7 protein-coding genes, 2 rRNA genes and 1 pseudogene are annotated in these 11,622 nt (G+C 41.5%); 8 read left to right on the forward strand and 2 right to left on the reverse strand.

Features of this window, described 5'->3' with window-relative positions:
- The 4 genes and pseudogenes from QQZ12_RS16450 to QQZ12_RS16465 form a co-directional block, all read left to right on the forward strand.
- Positions 1-186, forward strand: a 16S ribosomal RNA gene (locus QQZ12_RS16450); the annotation flags it as partial.
- 316 nt (positions 187-502) lie between these two features.
- Complete coding sequence (locus tag QQZ12_RS16455) at positions 503-1,231, forward strand: thermonuclease family protein (RefSeq protein WP_284724671.1); 729 nt, start codon at positions 503-505, stop codon at positions 1,229-1,231.
- 324 nt (positions 1,232-1,555) lie between these two features.
- Complete coding sequence (gene cas6, locus QQZ12_RS16460; protein WP_284724672.1) at positions 1,556-2,341, forward strand: CRISPR-associated endoribonuclease Cas6; 786 nt, start codon at positions 1,556-1,558, stop codon at positions 2,339-2,341.
- Between the two features lie 201 nt (positions 2,342-2,542).
- Positions 2,543-2,686 (forward strand): annotated as a pseudogene (locus QQZ12_RS16465) (transposase); the annotation flags it as partial.
- A gap of 186 nt (positions 2,687-2,872) precedes the next feature.
- On the opposite strand, the gene QQZ12_RS16470 reads toward QQZ12_RS16465, so the two are convergent.
- Positions 2,873-3,379, reverse strand: a complete 507-nt coding sequence (locus QQZ12_RS16470; protein ID WP_102992692.1) for an SMI1/KNR4 family protein — start codon at positions 3,377-3,379, stop codon at positions 2,873-2,875.
- A 302-nt stretch (positions 3,380-3,681) separates the two neighbouring features.
- Between QQZ12_RS16470 and QQZ12_RS16475 the strand changes: the two genes are divergently transcribed.
- On the forward strand, positions 3,682-4,659 hold the full coding sequence (locus tag QQZ12_RS16475) for a helveticin J family class III bacteriocin (RefSeq protein ID WP_102992691.1): 978 nt from the start codon (positions 3,682-3,684) through the stop codon (positions 4,657-4,659).
- Between the two features lie 349 nt (positions 4,660-5,008).
- Here QQZ12_RS16475 and QQZ12_RS16480 read toward each other — a convergent pair whose 3' ends face one another.
- The gene (locus QQZ12_RS16480; protein ID WP_284724673.1) at positions 5,009-5,674 is read right to left on the reverse strand and encodes a suppressor of fused domain protein; all 666 of its coding nucleotides are present in this window, start codon (positions 5,672-5,674) and stop codon (positions 5,009-5,011) included.
- 102 nt (positions 5,675-5,776) lie between these two features.
- On the opposite strand from QQZ12_RS16480, the gene QQZ12_RS16485 reads away from it, so the two are divergent.
- The 3 genes from QQZ12_RS16485 to QQZ12_RS16495 all read left to right on the forward strand — a co-directional run.
- Positions 5,777-6,253 (forward strand): bacteriocin immunity protein, encoded by a 477-nt coding sequence (locus tag QQZ12_RS16485; RefSeq protein ID WP_102992689.1) that lies wholly within the window; start codon positions 5,777-5,779, stop codon positions 6,251-6,253.
- A gap of 611 nt (positions 6,254-6,864) precedes the next feature.
- Positions 6,865-10,647: an AAA domain-containing protein gene (locus tag QQZ12_RS16490; protein WP_284724674.1), complete on the forward strand. Its 3,783-nt coding sequence runs from the start codon at positions 6,865-6,867 to the stop codon at positions 10,645-10,647.
- A gap of 892 nt (positions 10,648-11,539) precedes the next feature.
- Positions 11,540-11,622: ribosomal RNA gene (locus QQZ12_RS16495) — 23S ribosomal RNA — on the forward strand; the annotation flags it as partial.

An 11,622-nucleotide genomic window follows, 5' to 3' on the forward strand; every position in this document is an offset into this window, starting at 1 on the left:
TCAGCATGCCGCGGTGAATACGTTCCCGGGCCTTGTACACACCGCCCGTCACACCACGAGAGTTTGCAACACCCGAAGTCGGTGAGGTAACCTTTACGGAACCAGCCGCCGAAGGTGGGGCAGATGATTGGGGTGAAGTCGTAACAAGGTATCCCTACCGGAAGGTGGGGATGGATCACCTCCTTTCTAAGGAGCTCTTTTCAGAGCATCATCGATCATTTTCTTGGGTCACGTGATACTCACTCTTTAGTTTTCAGGGAATGCGCCCAAAACCACTTCTGCTTATGCAGAGGTGGTTTTTTTTGTAATATATGGGCGCAGCAAGAAAACAGAATGACTGAAATATACCGATGCGGATTATGCCGGGGTGAACGTACATTTTCCTACGTAGACGGAAGAAGTGCTTTATTTAAGAAGATAAGTGGAGCGCCGCAGCATCTTTTTATGAACGCACACGAGCTATTTGATAAGATGAATATGAATGTGCTGAAGGAGGGATAGGGTGAAACTGCGTTTATTTCTTCTCTTGTTCACTTTGTTCATGTTGCCTGGTTGTGTGACCGAGACATCATCAGTTATCAATTCGGGGAGGGAAGTGGTCAAGTTTGTTGAGATTGTAGATGGAGATACAGCTAAGTTTGAGATAGATGGCAAGGTGGAATCGGTCCGTTTCCTTCTCGTCGACATGCCCGAAACATCGCATCCCGAGTTAGGCAAGCAGCCTCTTGGTCCTGAAGCGAAAGCGTTTGTGGAGAAGCTGTTGTCGGAGGCAAAAGAAGTATCCTTAGAGTGGGATGTTGCGAAGCGTGATCAGTATCATCGTTTACTGGCTCATGTCTACGTAGACGGCAAGAGCGTACAGGAAATCATTCTTAAAGAAGGACTGGCCAGAGTGGGATACATATACGAGTCGAAGAAGCATTTGGGTGCGTATCGAAAGGCTGAAAAGATAGCTCAAAACGCGAAAAAAGGAATATGGCAATGTCCCGGCTATGTAGGCGACAAAGGTTTTAATCGGGATAAATGGTGTGGGTCATCGTCACCGTCGAATGCACCAGTACCTTCTCACGGCTTTGCGAAAGGTGAGCCCAACCCCAATATCCCAGATCAGGACTGTAGCGATTTTAAAACGCAAAAGGAAGCGCAAGCGTTTTTCGATCAATTTGCCCCTGCAGATCCACATAGATTGGATGAAGATGGAGATGGTGTGGCTTGTGAGGATCTTCCATAAGGAAAGATCATTTGCAAACGAGCCGTCTCAATATAACATAATCTAGATTCTATTGTAGACAAATAGATATAAAATAGAGACGATTACAAGTTTGAATCGGGGAGAGTTTTGCTCGGCGGTTTTTTTATCCCAGATAGAGCAAGGTGCGAAGAGTATAACGTCTTATCAACGGATCATCATGTGATCCTTGAATGTGGCATACGGCAAACGACGTTATAAAAGAAGTGGTGCATTACTCGTTTTCACTAATTTCCGTACAATTAAAGTGGTTAAGCTTGGTTTTGAGTTGCAACCATCATGGTATTGAGAAAGGTGTGTTTTTTTATGAGAGTGGAAGTGACGTTTCATATTGCTGAAGAAATGTTATTGCCTTACGACTTGAATTATCCGATTAGCAGCTTTATCTATCACTGTGTGATGCAAGCGGATCCCGATCTTGCACAATGGTTGCATGACACAGGCTTGGAGCATCGTGGGAAGAAGTATAAACCCTTTGTCTTTTCTCGCTGCTATTTCACCTCCAGGATTAATCTGAAATCCGCCATGAAGGTAAAAGGGTCACTTGCATTCCAGTTGGATTCGATCAAGCCGGAGATCGTGCAACGGTTTATTGAAGGGGTTTGGAGAGTGGGACAATTATCTTTAAATGATGCCATATTTCCGCTGGCAGATGTGCGAATTTTGCCGCCAGTACCATTTGAGCGCAAGATGGTGTATCAGGCGTTAGGATCGATTGTGGTTCCAACACAGATTGACGGGCAAGTCATCTATTGTCATCCACTGGACAGCCAGTTTTATGACAGTATGCGTTACTCGTTGAAAAACTGGTATACTTTGCGCTGGAATGAAGAGTTTCCCGAGGAGGAGATATTGCGCATCCAACTTTATCGCCCCGAGAAATTTAATTTGAAAAAAGCGGCCGTCCTCACTCGATATAAAGAGAAAAATTTGAAGGGGTATCAAATCCCCTTGGTTATTGAAACCTCGACTAAGATGCATCAGGTGATTTATGAAAGCGGATTAGGCTCTTATGGTTCCCAAGGGTTTGGTATGGTGTCTCCTCTTAAAGGTGTTTTAACCAAAAACAATATCTTGAATGGCAATCTATGAACCTCCCAGGTTTCTAATCCCCGTTTAGTTGGAACCATAGTGGGATTGAAACTCGCAGATGTCACGAATTACTTATGATCTTACTATGATTAAAAGCGCCTTATTAAAGGCGCTGAGGCTGCTGACAAACTGCCTTGAAAGGCAGGGTCAGCAGCCTTTTTTGTCGAATCAATAAAAAACACTCTATAAGGAGTTTTTTCTATGTTTAGAACAAATCCGAGTAAAGAACATCAACCAGAACTGGTTAACATAGAAGAATTAGTTCCACGAGATCACTTGTTACGGAAAATTTATGAAACGATCGACTTCTCCTTCATTGCTGAGAAATGTAAAGAATTATACTGCCCTGTGGCTCAAAACATAAAAAAGTTGGCTATGCTGCTTTCGAGAGCAGGTAAGGGAGGTGGTTTTAAGTTTATATGGGTTGATATTCATCCATTAATTGTTTATATCCCTCAAAAAACCTGCGATCAACAAAGTTGATTCGCAGGGTTTGTCAACATTCTCAGGGCCTTTAATAAGGCGTTTTTTTCATTCTTCGAATTTTTTACAATTGACCAATCCATTGATGAAGGTTTTGAAATCCTTTGAGAGGATCGTAATCTTAGGATGATCGGGATTTTCAACATCAACATGGATAACTCGGGGCTCACCATTTTTTCCGCATTGACTATAATCTAACATGACGGCATCATGACCAGCTGATGGACAATCGCATATTACAAATCCTAGATGAATGGGATAACCCCAATCTTTATCAGTGCTTCGGACATCTTCGGAATCAATGCCTTCATCTCCTCCAAGGCCACGGATTTTTTCGATTTCAATATGATTCTCCGCCCAAGAGGTTGGAACCATTGTTGGAAAGCAAGAGTTGACAGGAATTCCGCCATTTTTGGTTTTGATTAGTTCTATGTAAGAACGGGGAAGTTTGAAATTCAACGTTTGTTCTGCCTGAGCAATCATTTCATCCGTCACAGAAATGGGATTGGTATATTGATCGAATGGTAGCCAAAACCCTTTGAAATGCTTTCTCATTTTACCACCCATTTTTAACAAATAAAGATCAGAGAGACTAAATGAAACGCAATGATGATAATGATCAAAAATTCATTACCCAAAAAGAGTGTAACATGTACAAAGCGTTGTTTGTAGAATGAGCTAGTAGGCGGATGTGCTTATGTAGCTATAATTTTTTAAATAATTTGTCAACACAGGAAGTGTTCTGTTATGATTTAATTAAAAGATTCGCCATGAGAATAACTTTTTAGGTGCAGTTTCCGTGAGGAGTTCAGTGAGATGAATCCATGATACTATCATTTTTGATGGAGGTTTTGCTCATGTTTCAAATTCGAGTGAAAAGCCAGTTGAAATTATTCACCTCCGTTATTCTCGCGATGCTTATTTCGATGGTGACTGCTTTGCCCGCATTTGCGGCCACTCCAGGGAAGACGGTTAATGCGTCGGCAACACTCGCATACAACCTCAAAGGACTTAAGCATAATGTGGCTGTTCAGAAAGCTTATATCGCTTCCAAGTATATTTACGTAACGCAACGGTCTGGGGGAACATGCTATCTTTCAAGATTGCTCATTAATGGGCGTGACGCTACATACGTTGATGAAATGACTGTCACCAATGCGGGTCATTGCCAAACATTAGACATGTACACATACAATGGTAAAAATTATTTTTATTTCAGTTCGAAAGCAGATCCTTCAACGTCGTATTACTGGTCCCTGCAAGTGGCAAGACTTCAATACTCGCCCGGCGCGAAATATGATTATACAGATCTTCATCGGTTTACCTATATGAATTACGCCAATAAGGCCGGTACAAGACTAGGTGATACGTACCGTGTCGATGGCGGTGGCAATAGTAACTACACGATTTTCCGAGTACAAACAGCACAAGGAACCGTAACTTGGTCTATTTATGACACAGTGGCATTAAACCGGCTTCTTGACAGTAATAAACAGGTACAGATGAATAGCGCGGAGGCGAAGAGCGCCTGTGTTGGCAGCTTTACGCAGTCGGGCAGTGGCATAGTCAGACCGAACGGTTCTTTCCAAGGCGTTGATATGCTCAGTAATACGGAGATTTATACGTCAGGTGGCGCAGAAGGCCAAACTCCGCAAATCGCCATGATGTCAAACACGGGAGCATACAAAACCCTTGTGAAAATTACCAATGTAGGAACTCATGAAATCGAGGGTGTACAGACAAAGAACGGGAACGTTTATTTTACGATCGTTACAGACCCGGTGAATAAGCAAAATACGCAGAAAATTTACTACGTCTCTGATAGCATTTTTTAACTGGGTAGATGCGGCGGAGAGACCTTTTCCAGGTGAGCCTCGTACGCGTGAAGCGAATGAGAGCCGCTGTTCTACTTCAATCGGGGTCAGCTCGCGTGATCATTATTGGGTATCAACAACAAAAAATTAAAGGCATCATCCATGGAAAAGAAAATGCCAGAGCCAATCACTAGGGTGTGTCTGGCAAATTAAGTTGTTGGGGAAGAAGCGGCGAAAAAACCTTTTCTCGAGGAGCGCCTCGCCATGCGTGAAGCGAATGAGAAAATGGTTTTGGAGCCGCTGTCCTATTCATCAGACACGCCCTAATAGTCCTGGCATTTTCTATTTGCTATTTACCATAGTAACTTTCTTATACTACGGGATTTCTATTAAGCGTAGACAGATGATGAGATCCTTGTTCACGAAATAACTCAGCTAATTTTTTTCTTCCAGCGGCACCATGTTGCAATATGTATTGCAGCTCTTGTGAGGTGAGTATTTTGATGCTTACCAAACGTATATCACTGGCTGGACCGATGATACTGGTTGGAATTTGCTCAGATTCAAGACCGAGCAAGACACCTACGCGGCCTTCCTCATCACTGAAAGGTTCTGGTACATCAATATACGAAAACTCCATCGACAAAACACCATGATGCTCCAATAACTCTTTTACGCCTCCATGATGAGCAAAGTTTTGAGCAACTTCGTATAGCAACTGAAATTGCCATGTTTGATCGAGTTCAGCAATGTTTTTACGAAGGGCAGGATCGTCTGATTCAAGGTAACACTCCAATGAAAATCCTTGGTTGGGTTCCTCAACATCATCAAACGGATCAGACAAGCCGTCACTTGCCCAAATGACGGAATTCGGAGTCTCTATTTTCACAAAAGCTTGTCTCAATGCCGGCCATCTAGGCCCGCCCCTAAAAGCTGGATTGATGAGGTGGGTCAACACATCTGGATCTATTTTTCCGATCTTTTTCCAAAAATCATACCTCACATCAACGGTTTCGTTAAACAAATCATCTTTCATGATGCATGCCTCCTTGGGGTCATTTGAATATTACAATATGTTATTCTTTTATTGGTTGTAAAGCAGTGATTAAGTGTTGCTTGGCATGCGGGAGGAATGTTATTGAAACTTCGAAAAGAGTTGGAGTTGAAACCAATATCTCCAGAGTGGAAAAGCGTCATCAGATCAAAAGTTCAACGGATTATCCATTTGTTGGAAACGAAACAACCTGTTGATAAAGAGATAGAAGAGTTTAACCAACTAACAGGAAAAGATTATATCGATGTTGACTTTATGCATCAGGAAGCCATGGATTTAGAAACGTTTGTTGATCTTGCTTCATTACCTGTTCCAAGTAAAGTGGAGGATATCACGACAGAAGAGTTGATTGAAATAGTCACCAGGGCTATGGATGTTGAAACATATGGAATTGAAACGCACTATTATATGGAACTCTTTGATATTCATGTACCTATGCCCAATGCTTCAAACCTGATTTTTTACCCGGACGAAAAGTTTAAGGGCAACAGGAGTGACGATGGTCTCACCCAGGAAGAAATAGTGGAGAAAGCGTTGGCATACAAACCGATATGTTTATAATGAAACTATTTATTTGCGGCGTTTTGTGAATACAAATCGTTAACCAAGGAGGTTTGACATTCATCTTTAGGTCGTTTGCTTTGAATGATAGAACTTTGGAGAACTTGTTGTAACTAAGAAAATGAAGTGCAAACTGACTACAGTCAGGCACTTCATTTTTTGTGTCGATTTGGCTTTGCATCTCAAGATGGAACCATAAAATCGACCAACGATCTTAAACGACAATTAGCTTGCAATCCTTGCTGGAGCGCGGCATTATTCACCTCATGCAAGTACGCCTCGGTTCCAGTCGATGGTTGAAACGGATTGCCGATTTCTTCCCACTATGCCACAACACTGGATGTTGAATAGAATACCTTTGTTACTTGTTTTTAACATTTAGCCTATTCGTTCGTTTACTTATTATTAGTGAAATATTATATTGTAAAGAGAAACAATCATATACAAAATCATGAAATGCTCTGCTTTGCTATTCGTAATTGTATATCCATGAATAGATTTAATCCGCAAATAATCAGATTTGTTGTCATTGGGTATGAAGTGGTGAGAGCTGGTTAAAAACCCGTTCAAAACCAAATACACGAGCAACCATAAAGATCGGAGGGGATAAGATGGAACAAAAGCTAATTCGCCTGAAGGATCGATTAAGTGATCTGAGCCGGAGAAATCGTTCCCTACGGCTACTTAGGCTACAAAGTAAATGGGTCTTCGACCTAACGGCGTTAGACCAAGAGAACGCACCACGGTCAAAACAGATTTTAGATCAAGTGATGACTGGTAAAAAGAAAATGGTGCTTACTCACTCATCTTTAACTGAAAAACAGTTACAAACTGTAGCACATAGCTTAACCCATCTTTATCGCAATATGAAGGCAATCGAAGATGAAACGGGATTGTATGATTTATACATAGGCTATCCTTTCTTATCAGGTAACTTAAGGGATGGTTCTTTTATTCAAGCCCCATTGTATTTATATCCGGTTCGCTTAGAACGAAAGGATCGAAGTAATTTATATTGGGAATTGCACTCTTTTCCAGATTCTGAGCCACAATTAAATCGCACACTCTTTTTAGGACTCAGACGTTTTCATCAAGCTACGTTTGAAGAGAGTATGTTTGAGGATAGTGCGCAGTGGAAGATGATCGATAAAGCGAACTTGTCCTCATGGGCAGAATGGTTAAGTCAGTATAACATCAACGTAACCTGTGCAGAAGAAGGATTAAAACCACTTCAAACGTATCGCAGGGAAACCCTTCCTCAAGATCAGCCACTCAAGATTGAACCTTATGCAATATTAGGTAGCTTCCCACAAGGTAATTCGTCGTTGATCCGGGATTATGATGAATTAATCGCCTTATCGACAAAACAACCATTACCCTTTATACAAGAGCTCATTCATTTTAATGAAGATCATACCTACGATCCTATGCCGGATTCCCAACGGGAGGAGCTGATTGAGGTTCAAGAGATTCAACCAGCAAAAGAAGAAGAACAATTCTTTATCTTGCCAACGGATTTTTCTCAAGAAACGATTCTTCATACAGCGCGTACCACAAAAGGATTAGTGGTGCATGGTCCTCCGGGAACGGGTAAATCTCAAGTCATTGTAAACTTAATTACTGATGCGTTAGCCAATGGGAAAAAAGTGCTTGTCGTCTGTCAGAAGAGAGCAGCTTTGGATGTTGTATACCAACGGTTAGATAGTATCGATTTGACTTCCTATGTGGCCTTAATTCATGACGAAAAACAGGACCGGAGCGGATTATATCAAAAAATCAATAAGCTCATTCCCGAAACAGTTACTCAAATCCAAGGAAAAGAATCCTCCTTGCGCCATTTGTGCAAGCGAATAGAAGAGCGTGAGCAGAAGCTCAATGCCATTTGTAAAGGGTTGCATGAACGGCAATCATGTGGGTTTAGCGCATATGAACTATATGGGCGAGCTAAGAAACAAGATGATGTCGTTCAAACCATCATGGTCTCCGACTTATCGAAAAGTGTGCATCGAGATGAGTTAGATGATATGCTCTCGACGATCTCGAGGTATGGTACTTATCAGCAACGTTTTGGTAAAGAAGCGTACATCCTAAGAAGAAGAAAATCCCTAGCTAATCTCGAGCTAAGAGATCAGACTCATCTGGTTGAGCAATTGGAACTTGCTTTAGAAAAAGCAGATGTTGCAATCCGAAAACTTAACCAATTGGATCATGAGAAAATCACTCCTGCTTACCTATGGTTAAACAGTGATCGCTTAGCTAAAATTTACGATGATTTAGATCCAAAAGAAAAGAAGACATTACAAAAGTTGCGGCTGTGGTGGTGGACCTCCTTTACAGGGAAAAGCGTGATTGAAGAATTATTAAATGGGCAGAAGTTTAAAGGGATTTCTTCTACAGAATGGCCCCGCATTCAAGAAAGCTTGCGTTTAATGTATGAAATTGCTCAGATCACCCAATCCCTAAAACAACATATCCGCTTCTTAGAAGAGATTTTAGACGATGATTTTTTTAAACAGATACAAAAAGAATTAGCTGAAGGGAAAATTCCACAGCGTACGCTGTTACAGATCCGTGAAGCTATTTCACGTGACTTTGATGACCTCAAAGCCATGGATCGCTGTTATTTTGAGGCTACTCCCACTGTGCAAAAGCTCATCAATAGGTTAAAACAGAAGGAGATGGGCCAGGAAGGAGAGCTTTCTGAAAAGTGGGTGGATGCCGTCAAACAATCCTTTTATCTATTTTGGATTGATGAAATTGAACGGAAACATCCATATCTAAGTAACGTATCAACGGGTGAGTATCAGCAGATTCGGGAAGAATTCGGTAAACTTCTGCTTGAAAAAAAGAAGTTAGCCTTACAGGTTCTTCAAGAACGCATGGTTATGAATATTAACCAATCATTGCAAAGTCATGTAAAAGCTTTTCGAGAGCTACGGCATCAAACAGGAAAGCAACGTCAGATTTGGCCTGTGCGTCGATTAGTCAAACACTTTGCTGAGAAAGGATTATTAGAGCTCCTCCCTGTGTGGTTGGCTTCGCCTGAAACCGTTTCTGCTATGTTCCCTTTAAGCCAGGGTTTGTTTGATTTAGTAATCTTTGATGAGGCATCACAGTGTACTGTGGAAAGTGGATTGCCAGCTGTATATCGTGGAAAGCAAATAGTAATCGCAGGGGATGAAAAGCAGTTGCAGCCATTCGAACAGTTTCGCGTTTCTTTGTATGATGAAGACGAAGATGAAATGGATTTTGAAATGGAAGAGTCAAAAAGCTTGCTTAACCTAGCTAAACGGATATATCCTGTGCGGATGCTTCAGTATCATTACCGTTCCAAGTTTGAGGAATTGATCCATTTCTCCAATCATGCCTTTTATCATGGAAAAATGCAGGTAGTACCCAATGTATCTGCTCATCATTCAACGCCAGCCATTCGTTGGATTAAGGTGGATGGGCATTGGATTAACCAATGTAACGAGCAGGAAGCAAGGATGGTTGTTGATCAGCTCAAACAGCAATTGGAAAAGCATCCCGATCAAACAGTGGGGATTATCACATTTAATGTGAAACAACACGATAAGATTTTGCAGTTGATCGATCAACGAGCCAAGGAGGATCCCCACTTTTCCGCTTTATATGAAGAAGCGATGAAGAGGGAGTTGGATGAACGCATCTTTGTTAAAAACATCGAAAACGTACAGGGGGATGAGCGGGATGTTATCATCTTCTCTGTTGGATATGCTCCTAATGAAGAAGGAAGAATTTATAACCGATTTGGTCTTCTCAATATACAGGGGGGAGAGAACCGATTAAATGTAGCAATTACAAGGGCAAAAGAGAAAATTCTTGTGGTCGCAAGTATTGATCCGCATGAACTAAATGTAGCTGGAACAAAACATGAAGGACCTAAACTATTCCGTCATTACTTGGAATACGCCAAGGCTGTTTCTGAAGGGAATAAAGAGCAAGTCCTGAGTATTTTAAATCGAATTAACCCCCAGTCAGAAACCAAGAAGCAGTATCATGATGACCAGTTTGACTCTCCGTTTGAAGTGGAAGTATGCGATTATTTACGAAGCATTGGCTATGAAGTTGATACTCAGATTGGAGTCTCAGGATACCGGATTGATCTTGGAATTGTTCATCCAAAGGATCCAGGCCGCTATATCTTGGGAGTCGAATGTGATGGAGAGACTTATCACCGCTCTCCGCATGCAAAAGAGCGTGACTTATATCGGCAAGAGTTCCTAGAGTCAAGAGGATGGAACATTCAACGGATTTGGAGTCGAAATTGGTGGAGAAATCCGGGGATAGAAATAGAGAAAATCGATAGAAAGGTGAAAGAACTATTGGAGAAAGAGGAGCATAAAAAGAAGGTGACTTTGCTTTCAACCTAGGAAGTAATCACTTATCCATGAGCGAACACACTGAAAAAAGAATGAGATGATCCATCTAATTTGTCAAGGCAAGGGGTGAACCCCCTTGTTTTTTTATCAGATGAATAGAAACATTTTTTAACGGAAGAGTTTATCAGCGTATTAATCGGCGAGATAAATATGTTCCAGTAGGCCCTGTTACAATTTATATGTCCTGTAGTGGAATTGCCTACTGCCAAGCAGATGGGTATCTGCGTGCTCACGATGGAACACCGAAATAATTTAAAGAGTATTCTATGCTAACTACTTAGATTGTTGCAAACATTAAATAAATGATGTTTCCGGTTTAGCTTTATATGATTAAAGCTAAGCTATTTTTTTGTCTTGTTATTGCTATGGCGTGTCTGATGAATAGGAAACTGGCTCCAATACAGTTCGCATTCGATTTTGATTTATGGGAAAAGGTTTTTCTGCCGCTTCTACCTACCGAGTCGATTGACCAGGCAGCTCTTATTCACATTCGATCCGATCCTTGATGATTTGTGCTAAATGCGTTTGCGAGAGGTCTCTATAAATACGAAGCTTTATCATATAAGACCCAATCATTCAAGGAACATAAGTGGGAGCAAAGCATTCGACAAAGATTGCCTCGTATTGATTGCCCTATATCTCTTTTGTAATTCATGTGGTTTTGACTCGTGAAAAAAAATGAGAAAAAAGGGTTGCATTTGTATTTCAGTCATGATATATTATTCCTTGTCGCCGCGATGCGGTGACAAAGAGAAACGCACCTTGAAAATTAGATATGGAATAAAGCAACGAGGTTAAGAAGGAGATCCTTCTTTGACCGTCGATGTTGCAAATCACCGAGGAGATACCGAGCGGCATAGCGATATGCCGGATAAACCTAGTAGGTTAAGCTACTAAGGGCACACGGTGGATGCCTTGGCGCTAGGAGCCGATGAAGGACGGGACGAACTCCGATAAGCTTCGGGG

It is taken from the genome of Laceyella tengchongensis, from assembly GCF_900182735.1.
GTDB classification, from domain to species: Bacteria; Bacillota; Bacilli; order Thermoactinomycetales; family Thermoactinomycetaceae; genus Laceyella; species Laceyella tengchongensis.

Coding starts and splice junctions, on each gene's coding strand:
- QQZ12_RS16470 (WP_102992692.1), bottom strand. CDS start 3,379: ATGAGAAAGCATTTCAAAGGGTTTTGGCTACCATTCGATCAATATACC.
- cas6 (WP_284724672.1), top strand. CDS start 1,556: ATGAGAGTGGAAGTGACGTTTCATATTGCTGAAGAAATGTTATTGCCT.
- QQZ12_RS16475 (WP_102992691.1), top strand. CDS start 3,682: ATGTTTCAAATTCGAGTGAAAAGCCAGTTGAAATTATTCACCTCCGTT.
- QQZ12_RS16480 (WP_284724673.1), bottom strand. CDS start 5,674: ATGAAAGATGATTTGTTTAACGAAACCGTTGATGTGAGGTATGATTTT.
- QQZ12_RS16490 (WP_284724674.1), top strand. CDS start 6,865: ATGGAACAAAAGCTAATTCGCCTGAAGGATCGATTAAGTGATCTGAGC.